The 23,758-nt window shown below is 28.1% G+C and carries 23 protein-coding genes and 1 other RNA gene; 8 read left to right on the forward strand and 16 right to left on the reverse strand.

The window, feature by feature from the left end:
• Positions 1-4: 4 nt before the first annotated feature.
• Positions 5-994 (reverse strand): M28 family peptidase, encoded by a 990-nt coding sequence (locus H0I28_RS09105; RefSeq protein ID WP_218761499.1) that lies wholly within the window; start codon positions 992-994, stop codon positions 5-7.
• 67 nt (positions 995-1,061) lie between these two features.
• Between H0I28_RS09105 and kdsA the strand changes: the two genes are divergently transcribed.
• Positions 1,062-1,880 (forward strand): 3-deoxy-8-phosphooctulonate synthase, encoded by an 819-nt coding sequence (gene kdsA, locus H0I28_RS09110; protein ID WP_218761501.1) that lies wholly within the window; start codon positions 1,062-1,064, stop codon positions 1,878-1,880.
• Between the two features lie 166 nt (positions 1,881-2,046).
• Here kdsA and H0I28_RS09115 read toward each other — a convergent pair whose 3' ends face one another.
• Positions 2,047-2,418, reverse strand: a complete 372-nt coding sequence (locus tag H0I28_RS09115; protein ID WP_218731177.1) for a DUF1801 domain-containing protein — start codon at positions 2,416-2,418, stop codon at positions 2,047-2,049.
• Positions 2,419-2,455: 37 nt separating this feature from the next.
• On the opposite strand from H0I28_RS09115, the gene H0I28_RS09120 reads away from it, so the two are divergent.
• The 5 genes from H0I28_RS09120 to H0I28_RS09140 all read left to right on the forward strand — a co-directional run bounded on the left by H0I28_RS09120 (position 2,456) and on the right by H0I28_RS09140 (position 6,155).
• Positions 2,456-3,010, forward strand: a complete 555-nt coding sequence (locus H0I28_RS09120) for a hypothetical protein (protein WP_218761503.1) — start codon at positions 2,456-2,458, stop codon at positions 3,008-3,010.
• A 109-nt stretch (positions 3,011-3,119) separates the two neighbouring features.
• Complete coding sequence (locus H0I28_RS09125) at positions 3,120-3,728, forward strand: hypothetical protein (RefSeq protein WP_218761505.1); 609 nt, start codon at positions 3,120-3,122, stop codon at positions 3,726-3,728.
• Positions 3,729-3,755: 27 nt separating this feature from the next.
• Positions 3,756-4,052 (forward strand): transcriptional regulator, encoded by a 297-nt coding sequence (locus H0I28_RS09130; RefSeq protein ID WP_082864288.1) that lies wholly within the window; start codon positions 3,756-3,758, stop codon positions 4,050-4,052.
• Positions 4,053-4,140: 88 nt separating this feature from the next.
• Positions 4,141-5,529 carry a cell envelope integrity protein CreD gene (gene creD / locus H0I28_RS09135; protein WP_218761507.1) on the forward strand — a complete coding sequence of 463 codons (1,389 nt, stop codon included), beginning with the start codon at positions 4,141-4,143 and terminating at the stop codon, positions 5,527-5,529.
• A 248-nt stretch (positions 5,530-5,777) separates the two neighbouring features.
• Positions 5,778-6,155, forward strand: coding sequence for a DUF2809 domain-containing protein (locus tag H0I28_RS09140; RefSeq protein ID WP_218761508.1), 378 nt, complete (start codon positions 5,778-5,780; stop codon positions 6,153-6,155).
• Here the strand turns inward: H0I28_RS09140 and H0I28_RS09145 are convergent.
• Together H0I28_RS09145 and H0I28_RS09150 are read right to left on the reverse strand one after the other, a co-directional pair.
• Positions 6,139-6,360, reverse strand: coding sequence for a DUF3820 family protein (locus tag H0I28_RS09145; RefSeq protein WP_218731182.1), 222 nt, complete (start codon positions 6,358-6,360; stop codon positions 6,139-6,141). The genes H0I28_RS09140 and H0I28_RS09145 overlap by 17 nt on opposite strands.
• An 81-nt stretch (positions 6,361-6,441) precedes the next feature.
• Entirely contained in the window at positions 6,442-7,647 is a 1,206-nt protein-coding gene (locus H0I28_RS09150; protein WP_218761510.1) for an NAD(P)-dependent oxidoreductase, read from the reverse strand.
• Between the two features lie 220 nt (positions 7,648-7,867).
• On the opposite strand from H0I28_RS09150, the gene ssrA reads away from it, so the two are divergent.
• Positions 7,868-8,261: a transfer-messenger RNA gene (gene ssrA, locus H0I28_RS09155) on the forward strand.
• Positions 8,262-8,642: 381 nt separating this feature from the next.
• Here the strand turns inward: ssrA and H0I28_RS09160 are convergent.
• From H0I28_RS09160 to H0I28_RS09215, 12 genes are all read right to left on the reverse strand, one after another.
• Entirely contained in the window at positions 8,643-9,074 is a 432-nt protein-coding gene (locus H0I28_RS09160) for a GIY-YIG nuclease family protein (protein ID WP_218761512.1), read from the reverse strand.
• Between the two features lie 6 nt (positions 9,075-9,080).
• Complete coding sequence (locus tag H0I28_RS09165; RefSeq protein ID WP_218761514.1) at positions 9,081-10,565, reverse strand: HRDC domain-containing protein; 1,485 nt, start codon at positions 10,563-10,565, stop codon at positions 9,081-9,083.
• Positions 10,566-10,576: 11 nt separating this feature from the next.
• The gene (locus tag H0I28_RS09170) at positions 10,577-13,405 is read right to left on the reverse strand and encodes a type I restriction endonuclease subunit R (protein WP_218761524.1); all 2,829 of its coding nucleotides are present in this window, start codon (positions 13,403-13,405) and stop codon (positions 10,577-10,579) included.
• A gap of 2 nt (positions 13,406-13,407) precedes the next feature.
• A complete protein-coding gene (locus H0I28_RS09175) occupies positions 13,408-13,551 on the reverse strand; it encodes a hypothetical protein (protein ID WP_218761526.1) in 144 nt (47 codons plus the stop codon).
• A 2-nt stretch (positions 13,552-13,553) separates the two neighbouring features.
• Positions 13,554-14,183: a hypothetical protein gene (locus tag H0I28_RS09180; protein ID WP_218761528.1), complete on the reverse strand. Its 630-nt coding sequence runs from the start codon at positions 14,181-14,183 to the stop codon at positions 13,554-13,556.
• A 33-nt stretch (positions 14,184-14,216) separates the two neighbouring features.
• Positions 14,217-15,464: a restriction endonuclease subunit S gene (locus H0I28_RS09185; RefSeq protein WP_218758899.1), complete on the reverse strand. Its 1,248-nt coding sequence runs from the start codon at positions 15,462-15,464 to the stop codon at positions 14,217-14,219.
• A gap of 1 nt (position 15,465) precedes the next feature.
• The gene (locus tag H0I28_RS09190) at positions 15,466-17,067 is read right to left on the reverse strand and encodes a type I restriction-modification system subunit M (RefSeq protein WP_218758900.1); all 1,602 of its coding nucleotides are present in this window, start codon (positions 17,065-17,067) and stop codon (positions 15,466-15,468) included.
• Positions 17,068-18,387: 1,320 nt separating this feature from the next.
• Positions 18,388-19,587: a primase-helicase family protein gene (locus tag H0I28_RS09195; protein WP_254712757.1), complete on the reverse strand. Its 1,200-nt coding sequence runs from the start codon at positions 19,585-19,587 to the stop codon at positions 18,388-18,390.
• Positions 19,588-19,589: 2 nt separating this feature from the next.
• Positions 19,590-19,916, reverse strand: coding sequence for a hypothetical protein (locus H0I28_RS09200; RefSeq protein WP_218758901.1), 327 nt, complete (start codon positions 19,914-19,916; stop codon positions 19,590-19,592).
• Position 19,917: 1 nt separating this feature from the next.
• Positions 19,918-20,211 carry a helix-turn-helix domain-containing protein gene (locus tag H0I28_RS09205; protein WP_218758902.1) on the reverse strand — a complete coding sequence of 98 codons (294 nt, stop codon included), beginning with the start codon at positions 20,209-20,211 and terminating at the stop codon, positions 19,918-19,920.
• 222 nt (positions 20,212-20,433) lie between these two features.
• On the reverse strand, positions 20,434-21,303 hold the full coding sequence (locus tag H0I28_RS09210) for a hypothetical protein (RefSeq protein WP_218758903.1): 870 nt from the start codon (positions 21,301-21,303) through the stop codon (positions 20,434-20,436).
• Positions 21,304-21,320: 17 nt separating this feature from the next.
• Positions 21,321-22,580: a tyrosine-type recombinase/integrase gene (locus H0I28_RS09215; protein WP_218758904.1), complete on the reverse strand. Its 1,260-nt coding sequence runs from the start codon at positions 22,578-22,580 to the stop codon at positions 21,321-21,323.
• A gap of 260 nt (positions 22,581-22,840) precedes the next feature.
• Here H0I28_RS09215 and H0I28_RS09220 point away from each other — a divergent pair, with 260 nt between their 5' ends.
• Complete coding sequence (locus H0I28_RS09220) at positions 22,841-23,632, forward strand: hypothetical protein (protein WP_218754243.1); 792 nt, start codon at positions 22,841-22,843, stop codon at positions 23,630-23,632.
• The last annotated feature ends 126 nt before the right edge of the window (positions 23,633-23,758 follow it).

Consider the following 23,758-nt stretch of genomic DNA (forward strand, 5'->3'; position numbering starts at 1 on the left):
AATATTATTTATTTTCTTTAATCACAACTCTTGTAGGCGTATCTTTTCCACTAATAATACTCTCTGTTCCTTTAGCAACCGCCTTTATGGTTTCTGTAATAACCGTCATATTTAAAGTTTCTACTTCATCTGATACTTGGTGATAATCTTTATCAACATCAATTGGAGTTGTAGAAAAAGTATGAGAAGGCACACCTAATCTCGCCAAAGAGGCATTGTCTGATCTAAAAAATAAATTAAACTTTTTATACGGATCTGCAAATAGTTGATAACCGGTTCCTTCTAAATTCTTCTGAATAATTTTTCCGAAATCAGATCTTTCAAAACCTGTTAACCAAGCAGTATTTGGACCAAAACTTGGCACTTTACCAATCATTTCTAAATTAATACCTGCAACAAACTTATCTGCATCAATACCTTTTCCAAAATGCGTAGAACCAATTAATCCCATTTCTTCAGCCGTAAAGGCCACAAAAAGAATGGTTCTTTCATTGTTTGCTTTCACTTTAAAGTATTCGGCCAATGCTAAAATTCCTGTTACTCCAGAAGCATCATCATTTGCACCATTATAAATACTATCTAATTGCCCTTCTTTTTTACTAATTCCTAAATGATCATAATGGGCAGAAATAACTACAATTTCATTTTTCTTAGATTTCCCTTCTAAAATTCCGATAATATTACTGGTTGTAATTTCTTTTTTAGACCTTTTATCGGTAAACGTAAACGTTTGTCTATAATTTTTTAGAGTATCATAAGTGGTTAAACCAATTCTTTTAAATTCATTTTCTATGTATTTAGCTGCTTTTTCAATTCCTGGTGTTCCAGATTTTCTACCTTCCATATCATCTGAAGCTAGTGTATAAAGGTGTTTTTTTACAGTAATAGAATCTATCGTTGCTACCTTTTTTTTCGTTTTAACTACTTTGGAACTTTCTTTACAAGAAATAATAACTGCAAACAAAAGCACATAAACTAAATTCAATTTCTTCATTCTAATAGATTTTTAAAAGGCTAAATATAGCTAATTTTATTTCGTATTTTTGCTGAAAATATATAAAATGGATTTATCTCTTATACCAAACATAAAACACTTAAACTCAAATAACTTTTTTTTACTTGCAGGTCCTTGTGCCATAGAAAGTGAAGAAATGGCTATGAGAATTGCTGAAAAAGTAATTACAATTACAGAAAAATTAGAAATTCCTTATATTTTTAAGGGGAGTTTTAAAAAAGCAAATAGAAGTAGAATTGATAGCTTTACAGGAATTGGAGATGAAAAAGCATTGAAAATTTTACGTAAAGTTTCAGAAACTTTTAATGTACCAACTGTTACCGATATTCATGAAGTCTCAGATGCTATAAAAGCCGCAGAATATGTAGATGTTTTACAGATTCCTGCTTTTTTAGTGCGCCAAACAGATTTAGTTGTAGCTGCTGCACAAACGGGTAAGGTTGTCAACCTAAAAAAAGGGCAATTTATGAGCCCTGGTGCTATGAAACACGCAGTACAAAAAGTAAAAGATGCAGGATCTGAAAAAGCTTGGATTACAGATAGAGGTACTATGTTTGGTTACCAAGACATGATTGTAGATTTTAGAGGAATCCCAGAAATGAGAAAATTTGCTCCTACAATTTTAGACGTTACGCATTCTTTACAACAACCAAATCAAGAAGCTGGTGTTACTGGTGGAAGACCAGATATGATTGAAACTATTGCCAGAGCCGGAATTGTAAATAATGTTGATGGTTTATTTATTGAAACTCATTTTGACCCTGCAAATGCAAAATCTGACGGAGCAAATATGTTACATTTAGACAATTTAGAAGGTTTATTAACCAACTTAGTTGCCATTAGAAAAACAATTAATAGTTTATAAAATATACATTTTTTGGGCGTTTTAACAGGCTTTCACTACTCGCTTTTTTTCTAAAAAAGAAAAAAGAGCTCAAACAAGCCGTTCAATCCTTAACGCGCTTACCCAGTTCACATAAAAAAAATAATTTCACAATTCCTGTAAGGTCTTTTTCTTGATATTGCAGGAATTATTTTCTTTTATAAAATCCTTTTTCTTTAAGTTGATGTGCTTCGGCTAAAACAGATAGTAAAATTTCTTCATTAATAGCATCAATAGACGTATAACGAAGTGATTTTATAACCTTTCTATTTTCTGAAATTAAATGCTCATTGTATTTTGTTAAATGAGCAGAAACCCAAAAACCAACATCTACATATCCTTTTTTCTTTGAAGGATTTAAATAACAAAATGGCTTTTCATCTAAATAATAAAAAGGCATTTTCCATTTAAATTGTAAATCAACTTCAGGGAAATTAGTTTCAATTAAAATCTGCAAATGCATTAAAATGGATTTGAAAGGTTCTGGTTGGTTTAAAATGTATTCTTCTGCAGGTTTCATTGTTGTATATTCGCGAAAGTTAAAAAATAACAGTTACATGAACGATAATTATCAAATTAATTTCTCTTTAAAAGGATTTACAAGTATTTTAATTGGTGCTTACTTTTTTATTGGAGGCTTTTTTATAGAAACCATATTAAAAGGTTCTCTAACTAAAGAAACTCCTTTAAATTTATCTTATAAAACTACAGAAATATTAATTATTACAACTGTTCTACTCGTTTTTATTTTTTCTTCTTTGACTTTATTTTTTAATGGAAAAAGAAATGCTAAAAAATTACAATATCAACTTTGGAATGATAATAGCAAAGTAGCTTTAAAAAAATATATACTTGCATTTGTAGCTATTTTTACTTCGTTACTAATTTTAATGAATCTTGGTTTTATAACCTACCTTACTCCTGCTTTCCTTATTTTATACGGACTTTTACTATTTTCCATAAAGCATAAAGATCGAAAAAACCTATTAATTTTAGCGGGCTTAAGTATTTTTTTAGCAGTAATCTGTTTCTTAATACCTACTTACTGGTCTGCATCTCTTTCTATTTTAGGAATTGCCCATGTAGCGTATGGTGTTGCTGTAAAAGAGTAATTTTACAAGTCATCTTACATCAGTTCATCAATAAAAACTAAAAATAATAAACTTTTGTTGCCCAATTGATATTTTTACTTTTACTTTGCAATTCAAAGTTCTTTAAGAAATGAGTCAAGAAGATTATTTAAGAGACATATCAGAAATTAAAAACTTAATGAGTAAATCATCGAAATTTATTTCATTGAGTGGTCTGTCTGGTATTTTAGCAGGAATTTATGCTTTAATAGGTTCTGGGTATGCATATTGGTTGGTAACCCAAAAAGGAGGTGGAATTCTTACTTTAGACGGAGAAGTATTCCGTTTGGCAATTATAGATTTACTTTTAGTAGGAACTCTTAGTGTGGCAACAGCTATCTTTTTAACCACCAGAAAAGCCAAGAAAAACAATGAAAAAATATGGGATCCTTTAACTAGAAGAATATTATTAAATTTTATAATACCTTTGGTCGCTGGTGGAATTTATATCATCATAATTTTAAACCAACAACGTTACGGACAAACAGGTGCATTAATGTTATTGTTTTATGGTTTGGCGCTATTTAATGCCTCTAAATATACTTTGGGTGACGTAAAATATTTAGGACTTACTCAGATAGTCTTAGGTTTATTATCAGCTATTTTACCTGGTTATGGTTTTTGGTTTTGGGTACTTGGTTTTGGAGTAATGCACATTTTATATGGAGCTGTTATGTATTTTAAATACGATAGAAAATAACCTCTTTTAATAATAAATAGACCTTAGTTGAAAAATATAATTCTAAATATAAATAAAGCTTTTGATCATCGAATACGACTTGGCATTATGTCTGTTTTGATGGTGAATGAATATGCGGATTTTAATACATTAAAAGAATTATTAGGTGCCACAGATGGCAATTTAGCAAGTCATACAAAGGCTTTAGAAAAAGTAGATTTTATAAAAGTTGAAAAACAGTTTATTGGCAGAAAACCTAACACAAAATACTTAGCAACCGAATTAGGTAAAATGGAATTTAAAAAGCACATTGAAGCACTGGAAAAATTAATTAAAAATAAATAAATCTATTTTTTTACACATTTACTTTGAATTTCAAAGTACTTCAAAGAAAACGAATCAATTTAAAAAAAATATAAATAAATTAATAACTATGGAAACAAATAATCAACAACAAGGAAAATTTGGTAGATGGGTAAAAACATCAATTACTGCAAGAATGCTAATGGTAGGCGTTTTAATTGTGGTTTTAATGATTCCGCTCTCTTATATTAAAAATTTAATCTACGAAAGAATGATACGCCAACAAGAAGTTGTTAGTGAAATCAATCAAAAATGGGGAGAAGAAGTTCTAATTTATGGCCCTATTTTAAAAGTACCTTATAAAACATATTCAGAAAAAACGATAACAAATCCAATTACTAAAGAGGTACAAAAGGAAACAATTTCCAAAATAAAATATGCTTACTTTTTCCCTAAAAAGTTGGTCATAAATTCAACCATAAATCCAGAAGAAAAAACGAGAGGAATCTATAAAACCGCCGTTTATAAAAGTAGCATAGCTATTAATGGAAGTTTCTCTAAACCCGATTTTTCTGAAATAGAAATTAACGACGAAGATATTCTTTGGGATAAAACAAGAGTAATTATACAATCTTCAAATTTAAAAGGAGCTGCTAGTTTGTTTGAAATTAAGTTTCATAAAAACAAGTATCAATTAACTTCTAAGAACTTTAAAAACACAGATTCTAATATAGCGTACAACACAGATTATGTAGATTTAAACGAATTAGAAAGCAATAACTTACAACTTTTAGACGTACCAAACGGAAAGGAAACTTCGTTTGCGATAACCATAAAAATGAAAGGTAGTAAACAGATTCGTTTTATACCAGTAGGCCAAGAAACTGATGTTAATATTAATTCTGATTGGAAAACTGCTAATTTTATTGGAGAATATTTACCTCATAATTCTGATAAAATTACAGAAGAAGGTTTTAATGCAAAATGGAAAATTTTAGATATCAACCGACCTTTTTCTCAGCAATATTTTAACGGAATTCCTAATTTAAATAACTATGCTTTTGGAGTTAATTTTTTAATTCCTGTTGATGAATATCAAAAAAGTGAGCGCTCTGCTAAATATGGATTTTTAGTAATTGGACTTACGTTCTTAATTTTCTTTTTAATACAATCTATGAGTAAAATTAATATACATCCGTTTCAATATTTAATGATTGGTATTGCATTAACCATGTTTTACACCTTATTAATATCTATTTCTGAACATAGTAGTTACTTAAAAGCATATTTAATTGCAGGAGCTTCCGTTGTTACTTTAATCACTTTATATTCTAAATCGATCTTAAAAAACATCAAGTTTCCTGTTTTTATTGGAGTATCCTTAACAGCATTATACACCTTTATTTTTGTAATTATTCAGTTAGAAAATTATGCTTTATTAGTGGGAAGTATTGGTCTATTTGTAATTCTAGCAGCAGTTATGTTTGCTTCAAGAAAAATAGATTGGGAAAATAATTAGTAATCAGCTTTAATTAAGCAAAGTCTATAGCCTACTCGATATTTAGCTTTTTAATAAAAACAAATGATCTTATTTACATTATTAGCACTCTTATTCTTAACATCAATATCTTTTATAAGCTACTTAACTTCAAAATTGATAATATCAACTTTTAATATAAAAAAAGGTGAGAAGAAAACGGTATTTACCATTCTAACAACCTTATTAATTATATGTGCTATAATGCAACTAATATTTAACTACAAACCATGAAAATATACTTAAACTATTTTATCCCTTTTATTTTACTTTTGATAATAGAAGTACTTATCGAAAGATTTGCTACAGGTTTTATTAGATTTACAATAGGTGATTATTTAGCTGTTATGTTGGTCTATACTTTGATAAAAAGTATCCTTAGAATATCTATAGAAAAAGCAATATTAATAACCTTTATTATCGCTTTTAGTATTGAATTTCTTCAATTATCTGATTTACAAAATAACTTTCCAGCAGCTTATTCTAAAACATTAAAAATAATATTAGGTACCTCTTTTAGTTTTGGAGATCTAGTTGCTTATTCACTAGGAATCATATCAATAATTTTAGTAGAGAGATATTTAAAAAAGCTTAAAATTGCCTTCTAATCTTTCTAATAATATCTTCTAATCCATTTAATTGCAGTTCATACACCAACTCCATTTGTTTCCCTAATTTTCCGTTAGGGAAACCTTTGTTTTTATACCAAACAATATAATGTTCTGGTAAATCTATAAGATATTTGCCTTTGTATTTACCAAACGGCATTTTCATGTTTGCTAAATCTATTAGAAATTGTCTGTCTTGTTCCAATATTTTGTATTGATTTTTTTTACTTTTTACTTAAAACGTATTATTATCCTTAAAAACTGCAACTAATCACTGAATACGGACTTACTCTTTTCCGTCTATATAATCTTGTAAATAAGAAAAACGTGGAGTTAATTTTCCGTTTTCTGTCATTTTTGCACGTTGTAAAACGCCATCTTTATCATTATTGAAAAAAGCAGGAATTACGTTTTCTAAAAACATTTCTCCAAAACCTTCGCTCGCATCTTTTGGCAATTCACAAGGTAAATTGTCCACCGCCATAACAACAATAGCATTTTTGTCTTTAAAATTAACTTCTGATGCTGTTTGTGGATTATACCCATAAATTGGATCTGCAATTGTTGATGCTTTTATTGTAGATGCCACTGGACCATCTACATCGCAAGAAATATCTGCCACGAATTTTATATTAAAATCTTTAGCTTTTGCATCTTCTCTTGTAAATAAATAAGGTGCACCATTTCCATAAAAATGACCAGCAATAAAGAAATGGGATACTTTTGCAAAACGCATAAAATCTGACTCATATTTTTCTGGATGATCATAAAAATCGAAATTATCTATAACTTGTCCGTCTTTACGTTTGTTATAATCTAACACATCTGCCAAACAATAAACAGGCTCGTTAAACGAATTATTTAAATATTCATCTACAGAAACTTCTTTAATAGACATTGCATCTAACATTTCTTTTGCTCCGTAAGCCACTTTTCCGTTTCCGGTTAAAAGAATTTTGATGTTTGGTAATTTTATTTTCTTTAATTCAGAAATTAATTCTTGTTGGCTATCTAACGTTTCTGCTTTTGGCAAATTGAATGTTTCGTTTGTTAAACCAATTGCTCTAAAACCATTATAAGCACCAACAATACCTGCATAACGACCAAAACCAATTAAACGCATTCCGTTTTCACCTACAATAGTTTCGTGATCGTATAATTCTATATTTTTTTCTAGAATAGCTAATAACAATTTTCTATTATAAGGTTGCTTTTTAATCGTATGGCTAAAGAAAAAATATTTTTTATTGTTGATTAAAGCCTCAATTGGCACTTCTTTGACACCAAATAAAACATCACAGTCTGACACATTTTCAGTTACCTCTAATCCTGCAGCTTTATAAGCTTCGTTAGAAAACACTCTAATATCTGAAGACTCTACTTTAATAACCGCTTCCGGATAGTTTTTCTTAAATTCTTGTAGCTTTCCTGGTGAAAAAACAACTCTTCTATCTGGTGGGTTTTTGCGTTCTTTGATAATGCCAAACTTCATAATTTTAGTGTTTTTAGAGACCTTGAAACAAGTTCTGTAGGATTGGTATAATATTTGCTCGAAGATATTAGAATTTATGGTGATAAGCAACTGTATTTTTTATACTTTTGCAGACCGCGTTAAGGATTGAAGTGACATCCTTTTTAATTTTTCATTAAAAAGATATAACGGAAAGCCTGACCACGATTTTTTTTCGTGGTAACGCCCAAACTATTAAAACGGGGACGACTGGTTTTGACAGCGAGGACAGTGGATTTGTAAGCATACCGAGTTATGAAATAACACTCGTTAAACCTAATTTCAACTTTTTAAACGGCGAAGATAACTACGCTTTAGCTGCTTAATCCGAATCACAGTAGGATTGGCCTCGGCACACTAGGTGTGCAAGCTTTATGTCCACGAATAGCCTTGATTTACGGCGATTCACTTTTGGGCATCGTAAAAGTAAATATAGAAAATCTGGTACTTTGACGGGTTTTTGAAACTAAAGAAGATAAGCTAAAAGCAGATTGTTCTTAATCAGCTTTTAGTCGAAAACTAAGAAAGAACTAAGTATGTAGAAAGCTTTTTGGCTGCTCGTTTGGACCCGAGTTCGATTCTCGGCGTCTCCACCACACACCCTCTAATCAATTGATTTAGAGGGTTTTGTTTCTTAAGGTGTCATTTCAGGTGTCAATAATAATTTTTACTAAACCTATTATTTTTACCACATTTCTACTAGCAATATAGTTAAAACCTCATCTAAATAGTTAAAATATGTAGAATAAAATCAGAAATAATTTATAGTAAATAATTATAATTTTTATTATTAATTAATAATCGTTATATTTAATTTCTTTTTCTAAAAGCCTTTTTTTTTAAGGCTTTTACATAGCAATTTTTCCCACCTCTTAACAGAGGTGGGTTTTTATTCTAAAACAATCCTTTTTGATATTGAACTTTTTTTTATATTAAAAATTATTTACTCCTTATTAAGTTGTCTCAAAAGATAATGGTTAATTATTGGAATATTTACTCTTTATGTTATCAATTGGTTGAACATTAAAAATTAAAAACTCCTCTAAAGCTAAACGCTCAAACCAAGTCTTTGAATCAACAGCTATTGTACAAACGTATTTTGGTGTTGTACTCCATTTATGTATAATTTTACAAGATTTATCCTCTGAATATTGAAAATAGTCACTTAGGCGATTTCCTATGTTTGAAGATTCACCTATGTAAATTACATTTTTATCTTTATCCATTATTAAATACACACCATACTTTCCGTTGTTAGGCCATTCATTAAACCATCCATAACTTTCTTTTGTTTTTGGAAATAAGTCATATGTATTGCTAATGCTTAATTTTTCGAGGTTTTTACCTCTGTATTTTTCTGAATATTCATTTACAAGTTTAAGAACGTTGTTCAATGCTGTTTTTTTCATGGAAATCTATTCTATTTCTTCTAATTGCAATCTTTTTATAATATTTAAAATTGCACCCCCAAATTCCTTTACTTTTTTACTTCCGAATCCTTTTATTTGAAGTAGGGATTGTTCGTTTTTTGGTTTTATGGATACTAGCTCATTTAATGTAGTATTACCAAAAATATAAAAAGCTTTCATGCCTTTTTCGTTTGCTAGTTGTAGTCTAAATTCTTTTAATAAAAGATACAGTTTTCTATCTTCATTATTTAGTTTAGGTAAAACATACTTTTGAATTAAAGGTTTGTCAAAAGATAAATTATTTGATGTATAATTATTGATGACCTCTAAAATGTCTTTAGCATAAGTATTGCACTTTTTTTCACTTATACCATAGATGTTTAATAACTCTGTTTCAGATTTTGGGATTTGTTCTACTAATGCATCTAAAGTTTTGTTTGTAAACACCGTAAAAGCAGGTTTACCAATTTTATTTGCTAACAGCAATCTTTTTTGTTTTAAGGCTTCATATAATGCAATCTTATTTACAATAGAGTTATTACTTGTTGGTTCTGTTGATTTATTCTCTTTTTTGGTAGGGAAAACAATATCTACACCGTTGTTTCGTGCTATGTGAATTAGAGTACCTAAACTAATTGCACCGTTGTTTCTTTTTAATAAATTTGTATACTGTTTATCACAAGAACTTGAATTATATCCTTGATTAAGTCTTGATAATCGATGAAAATGATCTCTACCGTTTTCACCCAACGTTGATGCTAGTGAAAAACCGATTCTAATCCAATTTTCGTAACCATTTGTAATATCAATACTATTTTTTTCTATTTCTCTTGTTAAATTTTCAATAACCTCATTATCATTATTGGAAGTGATACTAATTGTGTAATTTAATTTTTTATTGCTTTTTGGTAGTTCTTTAGGTTCAGGCATATATAGTTCTGCATAAACTTCTGAAAAAGGATTGCAATACAAATTAGGGTCGTATGACAACAACATACATCTAGCAATATCTTTACAGGCACTATCGATTTCAATATTATAAGTATCATTATAATACTTTTGAAGTGCCATAAATTGCTCTAAATGTGTATCTATTGATGGATTTACTTTAACAATTACTTTTATTCCATTACCACTAGGACTTTTAAAAGTAACAAAAGTAAACTCGTCAGCAATTATTTTATTATATACATTATTAAAATCTTTTACTTCATCTATATCTACCTGCATTAAACCAGAATGTTCTTGTAGATAATCTTTACTTCTTTTTTTAAATGTTCCTGATAAGGTTACGCAAGGTAATTTTGATTGTTTTAATTTGGCTCTAATTTTCTTGTCTTCAACATTTCTTAAAGCTTCAACTTCTTTTTTTATATAGCCGTATTTTATTACCTCTATGAGTTCGTTTATATTAAATTCATTATCTGGTGATTTGGCTGAAAGTAAATTATTGTAGTATGAAAAAGTGTATTCTGAATTTATTAATTGCATCAATCTTATAATTAATTATCTACCCCATTAATAAAAGTTTTTACAAAGTCTTTTATTTTTTCTGTGATTCTTGTGCTTATTGATTCTCTTTGTAGGACACTTGGTTGTTTTTCTAATGCTTCTATTACTTCATCTTCTGTTGCCATTCTTCCTGTAAAAAGAAAATCGTTTATAATGTCTTCTACTTTATCTTGTTTTAATGCTTCTGCTTTACTTAAATCCTGTAAGGCTTTTTTAGTTTCTTCTTGCCAATAACTTTTAAATTCATCTTCAATCGTTTCGCTATCGTTTATTTTAGGAAGATTATTTTGAATAAACTTTTCTATTAAATCTCTTTTACTTCTTAATTCAAATTCTCCTGCAATTAAATCTATAATTTGTTTTTTCTGTTTTGCTTGGTCTTTTGGTTTCGCATCTTTTAATTGTGCTAACAGCTTCATTATATAGGCTACATTAATTTCATCACGATGTATTAACTCTAATTCAAAATCAATTTCATCTAAGATAGATACTGTTTCCTTTTGGTTATTTGTTTTTATCTTATCGTAAAGGTCTAAATATTTACTTGTGTAATCTGCAAACTCTTGGTCTTTCATATACGTATCATCAAATGAAAATTCTACAAATGATGATAATATATTTTTTAAACGAATTATTTCTCTAAATGCTTTTGCAAATTCTAATTCATCTTCTTCTGTAACTAAATCGTTTACACTATCTACAGTTGGTGCAATACCCATTAATACTTTATAAGCTTCATTAAATTTCGCTATTTGCTCATCGTATGGTGCTATAATTATAGTTTCTTGAGCGTTTTTATCAGAAAACAAAGCGATAGCATCGTCTGTATTTTGTTTTAGATTACGGAATGCTAAAATATTACCTTGTGATTTCTTTTCGTTTAAGATTCTATTCGTACGAGAATACGCTTGTATTAAACCGTGATAGTTTAAATTTTTATCTACATATAGCGTATTTAAGAACTTACTATCAAAACCTGTAAGAAACATATTAACGACTAATAATATATCAATCTGCTTGTTCTTAACACGTTTAGAAATGTCTTTTTTATAGTTTAGAAATGCATTACCATCTTTAGCTGATTGTTTAGTACTAAACTGTTTATTATAATCTGCTATAAATTCATCTAACTTATCTCTTGTATGTTTATTTACAGGTGCATCATCATTTACATCTTCTTCTTGTATTTGACCATTTGCATCCTTATCTGGTTCATTTACATTATAAGAAAAAATAGTTGCAATATTTAAACGGTGTTCTCCTGCTTCTTTTTTAGCTTTTAATAACTCGTAATATTTTATTAGAATATCTACACTACTTACACAAAACATTGCTGTAAATGCTCTGTGATGTGTTTTTCGATTGTGATTTGCTATTATATAATTTGTAATAGTATTTAAATATTCATCATTTTCATAGACTTCTTGTTTGTTTATATCTTCTACTTTAGTATCATCGACACCTTCTTTAGATTTAAAAACATTGTAATACTCTATTGAGAATTTTAATACATTTTCATCTCTAATAGCATCTGTAATTACGTATTGATGTAAACACTTGTGAAATAGGTTTGCAGTTGTTTGTTTGATACTCTTTTTACTAATCGCATTTTTTACAAATATTGGTGTTCCTGTAAAACCAAATAATTGGTGATTGGTAAAGAAGTTTACAATACGTTTGTGTGTATCTCCAAATTGTGAACGATGACATTCATCGAATATAAAAACTACTTTTTCATCTTTTAAAGCTTCAATCTGTTTTCTAAACTTTGCTTTTGAAATAGCACTATTTAGTTTTTGAATTGTTGTAACTAATAAAGGTCTGTTATTATCTAAAAATTGATTGATAAGCATTTTGGTGTTTTCAGTTCCATCAATACTCTCTTTGTCGAACGCTTGAAATTCTCTAACAGTTTGGTCGTCTAAATCTTGTCTATCTACTACAAATACTACTTTTTTAATTTTAGGATTGTTTGTTAATATCTGACTTGCCTTAAATGACGTTAGGGTTTTACCTGAACCTGTAGTGTGCCATATATAACCGTTTTTATCAGAATTTTTAACTCTATCTATAATTGATTCTACTGCATAATACTGATAAGGTCTAAGTATCATTAGCTTTTTATCACTTTCGTGTAAAACAGTATACTTTGTAATCATTTTAGCAATATGACAAGGCTCTAAAAAGATGCTTGTAAATTTATCTAATTGTGTGATTTTTTTATTCTTTTCGTCACTCCAAAAAGATGTAAACTTAAAACTTTGCTTTTGACTATTTGCGTAATATTTGGTATCTACACCATTACTAATTACAAATATTTGTACATAATTAAATAGGGCGTTATTAGATGCAAAAGACTCTTTTTGATAACGCTGTATTTGATTAAATGCTTCTTTAAGTTCAATTCCTCTACGTTTTAATTCTATTTGAATTAATGGTAACCCATTAATAAGAATAGTAACATCATAACGGTTTTCTCTTTTACCGTTAATAGTAATTTGATTGGTTACTTGAAATTGATTTTGACACCAGAAGTCTTGATTAATAAACTCTATATACGCCTTCTCTCCGTTATCTTTATGTAATACATATTTATCTCTTAAAGTTTTAGCTTTATCGAAGATATTACCTTTAGAAAGATGTATTAATATACGCTCAAACTCTGACGTAGTAAAGGTTATTTTATTATGCTTCTCTAATTGAGATTTTAGATTGCTTAATAAATCATCTTCGGTTTTAATAGTTACCGATTTATGGCCTAAAGCTATTAATTGGCTTATTAAATTATTTTCTAATACTTGTTCTGGTTGCGTTGTCATATTTAAACAAACATTTGTTGTAATAACCCTTTTTTTAAGGTTTTACTATTTTCTATTTTGGTATTTAAGCCTTCTATTTTTACATCTATATCTGATAAGAAATTGGCTATTTTGGTTTGTTCTTCTTTTTCTGGCAGTGTAGTCATAATTATGCTTCGTATTTAACCATTGCTTGATATGAAATATCACGACTAACACTTACACCTCCTAAAGGTTCATACCCCATTTTTACAAGCTCTAAAACTTGTTTTTCAAAGATTTCTTTTACGATACTATTTGTTGTTGGATTTAGGTCGCTCTCATATTTCTTTAACTCTTCATCAAGTTCTTTAATTTCCCTTGTCTTCGTACCTAAAGCGTATTCTAAATTAGAAATTTTTTCTTTAATATTTGTTGTTGATTTTTTGAAAATTTTAAATGCAGCTTCTTGAGCAAAATCATAAGTGCGTTCACCTAAAACAAAAGATTTTTCTACTTTATCATTAAAATAAAGAGGGTTCGCTATTTTAATTTTAGATTTATCACTAAATTTATTTTCCCATTCTGCTTTTTCATTATAATCTATGGACTTATATTCTTTACCTATCTCGAATTTATTTAATTCTTTAAGTAATTCATTATGATTTTTTAAAATCTCTGTTTTGTGATTTATTTCACGTGTATTATTATACTTTTCCTTATTAATTTCAGAAATTTTATTTTTAATTCTTACTAACAAATTCTCTTCTGGAATACCTCCATTAACAACAATATAATCTACAATTTTTTTATTTTTCATATTTTTATTAATACTGATAAATTAACAAAAGGGTTACACAAACATCTTTTGTAATAACCCTTTTTTAAAGCTTTTACTATTTTCTATTTTGGTATTTAAAACCTCTATTTTAATATCTATATCTGATAAGAAATTGGCTATTTTGGTTTGTTCTTCAACACACGGTAATTGCACTAAACATTTTCCTATTTCCCCTAAATTTATTTTTATAGGAAATGCAACGTGTATAATCCTTTTCCAAAGTTCACGCTGAAATGGAACTGAATTAATATATTGAGCTAAATATTTACTAGAAAAAGAAGAGTTTTGTTTAATTAAGGCTAAACTCACATAAAATGAAGCCTTTACATCCCAATCAATATACCTAGCTTTTCCAACATTCCCTATACGGGTCATTAATATATCGCCTTTCTCTAATCTCACTCTTTTGTTCTCTTTCTCAAAAACCTCTCTAGAGATATATTTTGTCTTTTCAAATTGATTAGCTGTAACGTGTTCCACACTATAAAAAGGAATACCCTCTGAAACGTAATTAGGCGTTTGATGTGTGCCATCATAGTATTTGGTAATCTCGCCTAACTTCTTCTCTTCCCACTCAGGAAAGTCATTACCTTCATCATCTTTAAATCGTAACTCTTGATTAAAGATTTTTTGCATTATGCCTTTTTTGTATTGCTCTAAAAGTTCTTTCTTTTTGGTTAGTTTGGTAATTTTATCATCTACATCTGTAAGGAATGATGCTATTTTTTGTTGTTCTTGAAGCTGGGGGAATTTTAAATTTATCTTCCTTAATTCAACCATTGTTAATGCTTTTTGAGTTGAACCTATTGAAGTTTTAATTAGTTCTTTAGTATTTAATTGAATTAATTTTTCTAAAAAACTGCTATCTTCTTTTATATTTTTAAGCCATATTAAATTACCATCTTTAAAATAAAATGGTGAACTATTTTCTATCATCCATACATTACCTAATGTGCCAACAGCAGTAACCAAAATGTCCCCCTTTTTAGGTACACCATATTTTTCCTTAAAATCATTATACCTCTCTTTTGATATGTAAAGGATATCCGTTGGTTTTTCTTTGTTTTTTAATTCAGTTATTTCCTTTCCTCTAAAAAATGGGATACCTTCACTTACATAATCTTCAAGATAAACTCTTTTACTCGATGTCAAAATAGATATATCCCCTAGTTTTTTAGAAAACCATTCACCCTCAAATTCAGGAAACCTCAATTGTGGTATATTTCGACTACGCTCAATAGAACTTAATTGCTTTTCCATATTAAAAAGGTGTTTTAATATTTAACTCCTTACAATAGGAAGCAATACGCTTATCGGTTTCAGCTATTTCTATATCTAATGCTATTATTTCATCTGCAACAGCATTAATATCAATAGACTCTTCTTCTTCAAAGGTATCTACATAACGTGGTATGTTTAGGTTGTAGTCATTATCTGCAATTTCTTGTAATGTAGCTCTGTGGCTGTATTTATCTGTTACCGTTCTATTGGTATAGGTTTCTACAATTTGGTTAATATGCTCTGGTAGTAGCTTATTGTCTTTGCCTTGTTTTTCAAAATGATTAGAAGCATCAATAAACAATACATCTTCGTTTACCTCTCTACATTTTTTTATTACTAAAATACACGTTGGAATACCTGTACCAAAAAAGATGTTTGCAGGCAAACCAATTACAGCATCTATATAATTTCTATCTTCAATTAAATAACGTCTAATATGAGCTTCTGAACTCCCTCTAAATAATACACCGTGCGGTAATACGGTTGCCATTATTCCACTTTCATCTAAATGATGAATCATATGTTGTACAAATGCAAAATCGGCTTTTGTTTTAGGTGCTAATTTACCATACTGACTAAATCTATCATCTGTACTAAAAATACCTTTTGCACTCCACTTTGCAGAAAATGGTGGGTTTGCGACAATAGCTTCGGCTTTTAAGTCGATAGCCATATGTTGTGGTTCTTCTAAGGTATCTTCTTGTTTAATATCAAACTCACGATAATTTATATCGTGTAGTATCATATTCATACGTGCTAAGTTATACGTTGTACGATTTAATTCTTGACCGTAAAACATACCGACATCATCTACTTCTTTAGCTACACGTAATAGCAACGAGCCACTACCACACGTTGGGTCATATACCGATTTTAAACGCTTTTTACGAGTGGTTACAATTTTTGCTAATATGGTAGATACTTCTTGAGGTGTGTAAAATTCCCCTGCTTTTTTTCCTGCACTTGCAGCAAACTGCCCGATTAGAAACTCGTATGCATCACCTAATAAATCGCTGTCATTATCTTCTAATCTAAAATCAATTTCATCTAAATGTGTTATGATTTTTGCAATCGTTTCATTTTGTGCTTTTACGGTTCTTCCTAACTTACCAGAAGTTAAATCTAAATCTTCGAATAGTTTTACAAAATCATCTTCTGATTCTGTACCCATTGTACTTTGTTCAATATTGGTAAGAATACGCTCTAAGTCTTCAATGATAAAGAATTGTTTTGCTTCGTCATTATCATTGGTTTCAATTTCTGAAAGGTTGTTTCCTTTTTGAGCAATAGAAGTAAATAATTCGCTTGGTTTTAAAAAATACCCTAATTCTTTTACACAGGCTTTTTTAACAGCTTCAACATATATTTTACCATTATCTGAATTTTCATCTAACTGCTCATAGGTTAAACCATCTGGTGCTAATATTTTATTAGCGTATAAGTGTAACTTCTCTGAAAGGTATTTAAAGAATATAAAGCCTAAGATGTAGTTTCTGTAATCGTCTGCATCCATTTTGCCACGTAATAGGTTGGCAATAGCCCATAATTGTTTTTCAAGTAGTTTTTTTTGTTCTTCTGACATTTAATATTGTTGATTTTTTTGAACTTTAAAAGTAGTATTTATATAATACAAACAGAGGTTTTTTGATAAATTACTTTGTCTTTTTAGTTAAATAATTAGCTGCAAAAAAAGATTGATATTTTGAAATGGGTTTATTACATTTTATTAAATAGTAACTAAAACGTATTACATCTATTTTATAAAAGTGTTGGTTTTGATAAATGGGTGTATTACAGTAATAAAAATAATTGCTTTGTTATAATATCGGATGAAAATGTAACTTTAGTTGTAACACATTGTTTTTGTGCAGGTCTCAATATATTAAATTACGCTAAAAAAAGGATTGATGTTTGTGATTGATTGTATTACAATAAGAATAGGTTTCTTTTTATGTATTAAATTGATGTTTTATGAAAATAAAAATAATTGCAATACTTTTTTAAAAACAATTGCTTTGTTATAATATCGGGTGAAAATGCAACTTTAGTTGTAATACATTGTTTTTTCTTTAGGTCGCAATACATTAATTGCTCTAAAAAAAACAATTGATGTTTGTGATTGGTTGTATTACAATAAGAATAGTCTACTTTTTGTGTATAATATTGATCTCTTTTAATAATAAAAATAATTGCAATACTTTTTAAAAACAATTGCTTTGTTAAAGTATCGGGTGAAAATGTAATTTTATTTATAACACATGTTTTTTGTGCAGGTCTCAATACATTAAATTACGCTAAAAAAAGGATTGATGTTTGTTATTGATTGTATTACAATAAGAATAGGTTTCTTTTTATGTATTAAATTGATGTTTTATGAAAATATAAATAATTGCAATATTTTTTTAAAAACAATTGTTTTGTTATAATATCGGGTGAAAATGCAACTTTAGTTGTAGCACATTGTTTTTTCTGTAGGTCTCAATACATTAATTGCTCTAAAAAAAACAATTGATGTTTGTGATTGGTTGTAATACAATAAGAATAGTCTACTTTTTATGTATAATATTGATCTTTTTTAATAATAAAAATAATTGCTTAGTCAAAGTATCGGGTGAAAATGTAATTTTATTTATAACACATGTTTTTTGTGCAGTCTACTGTAAAGTATGTAGATGTTTTTAATCTGTTTCTGTTATTGTGATTTATTATTTACAATAAAAAATGAAAACAAGTAATTTTCTGTTGCGAAGTTGATAATTACTCTAAAGCCTTTGGTTGAAAGAGGTAGAGAGGTAACAAAGATTCAACATACTGTCAACAATAAAAACTAGATTTATTTATGTTGACAGTCTGTTGAACTACTGTTGCAATCTTAATCCTTTTGTGTTGTTGAGTTTTTTGCTTATTCATCAACAGTCAACGCAGATTCTATAAAATCACTTTTTACAAACTCGTAGTATCTTCCTTTTTTAGTTTCGTAATCAATTAAAGTTTTTCTATCTGAACTATATGAAGGATAGTATTTTTTATAACTTCCATTAATCGATTTTAAACCGTAGTCTAATTTTAAACTCTGGCCAATCTTAAATATTGATGATCCAATACTTCCTTTTAATAGCTTTTCAAATAAATCTTTTGCGGAATATTTTAGTGTTGCTACATCAAAAGCTATAAAATCATCAATAATAATTTCTTTGATTTCTAGACTTAAAGACGATTTGTTTCCTTTTACAACTTTATCTAAAGCGGGTGTGTAAATTTGTTGCTTTGTAAACCACATTCTAGTTTTTCTTTCTGATGTAATTTTTCTATTCTTTATAAAATAAATAAACATCGGAATTTCACTTTGTAGTTTCTTTAGCATATCTACATCTTCTGTTTTAAAGGGATTCACCTTAATTACCCAATATCGAATTTCTTTATCATCAATCTGAATAAAATTTTCTTCATTATTAGAACATAAAATAAACTTTCCAAAAAAGTTAGATTCCACTTTGTCTTTTCCTTTGGATTCTGTTTTATAGGAATTGGCGGTAGAAAGGTTTTTAATACGTTCACTGTCTTCTCTTCTGTCTAGCAATACTTCATCAATTGCAATTATTAATTTAGAAGACCAATCGCTATTAAACCTACTTCTAAAATCTTCATTTTTATTGATAGTCATATTACCTTGAAACAATAATTTCATCCAATTTAAAAAAGAGGTTTTTCCCGTATTTCTTTGGTCGCTAACCAGACATAAAATTGGTAATATTTGAGTAGGATATTGCCAAAGAATAGATAAATAATCTAAACCCAATATATATTGCTCACCAAAAATATGTTTTAAAAATTCTTCGGTTTTGTTAAAACTACCTTTTTGAAGTTTATGTTCAACCTTTTCGTACTCATTATAAAAAGAATTAATTTCTTGCTGATAATTATTATGTTCTGGAATTGTGATAAAACCATCATACTTTTTTATCGATTGTAAAAAATCTCTTCCATTGTCTGTAATAATTTCTCCTTTAGACCATTTTATTAAGGATTTTACAGTATCCCCACTTAAAAGTGGGATATTGCAAATTTTAAAATAATCTGTTCCTATTCTTAAGTAATCCATAATTATTTTCCTTTATGAATTTCTAATTTATAAAAAGCTCTATTTCCTCCCTGTTTCCAATCTAATTGAACAGTTATACCTGTAATACTTTTGTCTAAAGCGTAAAGTCTATCTATTTCTTCTTGAATTTGTACCCATATAAATCTTGGGTTGTTTTCAATAGCAATTTTTACTTTATCAAGTTCAGATAATACATAGCCTAAAAAATTCTGCAAAAAGTTATCGGTAATTCTATCAATTTTAAACCTTGATATTTCAGTAGATAACCTTTGGATAATAACAAGTCCGTTCTGAACGAACTTGTTACTTAGTGCGTTATAATCTTTCATACTATCTTCTGTATTTTAAAGATTTAACTTCTTTTAAAGAGTTTTCTAAACTATCTAAATTGATAACAATTCTCCTACCAATTTTAGAGGCGGAAATTGTACCTTTCTTAATGTAGTTCTTAATTGTTGGCTCAGAAACATTAAGTATCTTTGCAGCTTCTTTAACTGTTACATTTTTCTTTTTAGGGTTTAACTTACTATTTATAAGTTCCTGTAAAGGATTGATTCTTTTATATATTGCAGAATCAATCATCATAGCCAACTCTTCGTGGCTTGTTATAATAATTTTACTCATAATATGAATATTTTAAAATGTTAATATTTAAAACACATCATATTCAGTAATTACTAATATCCATGGATTGAATATTTATGTTTTATTACCGCAAAGATTGTTGATTAAGTAGTAAGATGAAAGAATATTAAAGCAATGAAGTAAGAGCAAAGTAGAACTTTAAAAAAGTTAAAAAACTAAATATCAAGGTACTGGATTTTATTTATGACGTAAAATATAGCTTTAGGAGTAGAAGGATTCTCTCATTTTTAAAATATTTATTAAATTTATTATCTCATTTAAGCCATTTAGTTTTTTAAGTTTCTCAATAATGTTTTCCATCATTATTCTTTTATCTCCTTTAAACTTCTGACCTTTATTCACACCAAATTTAAAATAATCAAAACTTTTGTATCCTGTCTTGATTTTATAAAAATCCTCTTCTTTTAAAACACTAGAGCATAAAATTAATAATCTGTACTTTTCAGTTTTTGGGATACCTTCGCTTAAACTATCATTTAAATAAAAAAATAAAATACTTAGTAAAATTGATTTTTCATTATCCTCTAATTCTATTAGATTTGATACAAGTTCTTTAGATTCTTTTTGAAGTTCTTTTTTATTATTTAAAACTAAAATATTTAAGTCATCCTTAATGTATTTAATTTTAAAAAAATCATCAATATTTTTTTTACGTATTTGGGTGCAGAAATCTTGATAGTTCTTATTTAGAAAACTACTGTAATTATGAAGTACTAGGAATTTAGAATAAAGTTCAAGAAAGTGATTGAAATCTTTATACTGTGTATATTGTTTATTACTTTGAAAGCAATTATAAATATCTAGATTTACGATGTTTTGTATTCTATCAGCTTTATATTTTTTATTCATAAAACCTAAACAATAACCTGTTAAAGAGCTTGTTTTATCACCTTTACTATCATTTTTACGAATTTCATTAATCTTTTCTTGAATTTCATTTTTATAAGTAAGGTATAAATCTTCTTCCATTTCTGGAGAGTCATGGTCTTCCTTAATTCTTGCAATGATTTCTTTTTTAAACGCTGAAAAATCTTTGTTATATAATTCTATAAAATCTTTTCCGTAATTCATTTTTTTTAACTTTAATATTATTTAGTATTTTCAGGTATATTCAAATCAAAAGTATCATCTACAGCATCTTTTACATCTTCATTAGTCACTTGATAATATTGATTTAGGGTCTTCATATCATTGTGACCTGTAATTTCTGCAATTAACTTATCACTTTTTCCTTTACTTTTCATTAATGTTATGAAGCTCCTACGTGCCGTGTGGCTCGATATTCTCTTGTAAAATGGTATATTTATTCTGATTACTTCTTTTCCTCTTGTAGTTGTTTTTTCAACATCATGTGTATAACCTGCTTCTTTAAAAACATCTTTTATGTAATCGTTATATTTCTGATTTTCAATTAAAGGTAAATTGTAATCGTACTTATTCAAAACATAAATAGCAATACTGCTTAACGGTATATACCTACTCTTTTTACCAGAACTTTTTTCTTCTTTTAACAACAAAGTTCTTCCGTCAATATTATTTTTTGAAACAAATTTTAATTCTCCAAACCGCATACCAGTTACACAAGCAAAAACAAAAACATCTCTAACCCTCTCTAACTTCTTAGAAGACATCTCTGTATCTAATAATTTTTCTAAATCTTCTTTTTTTAATGCAATTTGACTTGTAATAACTTTTGGCTTCTTTTTAAAATTGATAAAGTCTGCCTTATATGTATATCTGTTTTTTAAAGCCCAATAAAGAAAAGTTTTAACCAAGCCTACGTTTCTAGAAAAAGTATTATTAATATGACCTCTACCCACCATACAGAAATCTGTAAATTCTGTATAAAATTTTTCATTTATAGTATCAAACGTAATTTTATATTTTTTTTTGACCTCAAAATCTTGTAACATGTTTTTTATATTGTCATACCTCTTAATTGTTGCCAATGACCATTCTTGATTTTTCTTTTTAAAAGATACAAATTCATCATACGCATCGTAAAATTTATTTTTACCTGTTGCAACTCTTTTAAATTCTTTATCAAACTCAGCTCTAACTTTTTCTACCGTTAATTCTTGATTTGTATTTTTAAAAGATTCTGTAATAAGATTAAACAAATTAGAATACCTATCTAATTGTCTTTTTATAGTTCTATGTGTATCTGCTTTTCGTGTTCTTCCTGTTAAAGCATTTGGTTGTCTATTTTTAAAATCCCATTCTTTTGGGTGAATAGATTCTCCTGTAGAATAAACAAATCTTTTACCTTCATTCTTAAAATAAGCTTTTAAGTAAATTAAAGTAGCTCCATCTTTGTTTTTATCTTTTAAATTAAATGTACTTGTCATTGTAAAAGGGTGTCAAATTAGGTGACAATAAAGGTAACATTTAATAGATAAATTGACCTAAAAGAAATAATATTTATTTTATAAACATAGTAAAAACAGTATATACAGTAAGGTTTAAGGTACAATAAGGCAAAATAGGCACAATACTCGGCGTCTCCACAAAATACCCTTATAAACCCAGTGTTTGTGAGGGTTTTTTATTTGCGTTGATAATAACGTTGAATTTTGTAGAATAATAAAATAATTAAAACACTTAAAAAATGAAGAAGTTAAGTAAAATCTTATGTGTAATTTTTGCCATAACATGTATAGCCGGATGTAGTAGTAATGAAAATAACATTATGGAAACACCAGTAAACACAACTATTAATGCGAAATGGAAGGTTAGTAATTCTACCGAATATAAATCATTCGAATTTAATGATAGCGGTAATTATATTATAACAAAAAATGCTGCTGACGCAAAAACAAACACCGCTACTACTGAAACTAAAACCATCTTTTTTGGAACCTATATTTTTATTGATGATAATACTTTAGAGCTTTCAGATTTTGGAACACTAACCATAGATAATATGGATGAAAACGCTATATATTTTACACTAAAATTAAACAACAATACAAATACGGAAACTTTTATTGAAGCCGACAGAGAAGAAGAAATAACAAACTCTACAAATACTGAGTTACTATGTAGAACTTGGCAATTAATAAGTATTGACGGACAAAATGTACTTGGAACAGATGAAGAGCTTACTGTTTTATTTTCTAAAGCTGGTACATATTTTGTTACCAATAATAACCCTTTAGAAGAAGGTGGTTTAGCTGAATGGAATTGGACAGACAGCACACAAACATTTCTTGAATATTCTTGGAATAAAGGCCTAAGTAGTGATGGTATTGTAGAAGTTAGTAATTTAACTTCTACCTCTCTAACAATTACTGAAGATGGAGAAATATTTATTTTAGAACCTATTTCTAATAAGAAAACAAGTAAAACTGATACAAAAAAATATAGTGGAGTTGTAAAATCTGGTATCTTTAAAAGATAAAAAATATAGGAAATAATACTTTACCATAAACCTCAAAAAATTAATTTTATTTTTTGAGGTTTATTTTTAGCCAACTATTAGTCAACATCTTTTACAAAACATCAAAATTAGCCTTTTACTTTTTTA

This window comes from Polaribacter sp. AHE13PA (assembly GCF_019278505.1).
Classification (GTDB): Bacteria; Bacteroidota; Bacteroidia; order Flavobacteriales; family Flavobacteriaceae; genus Polaribacter.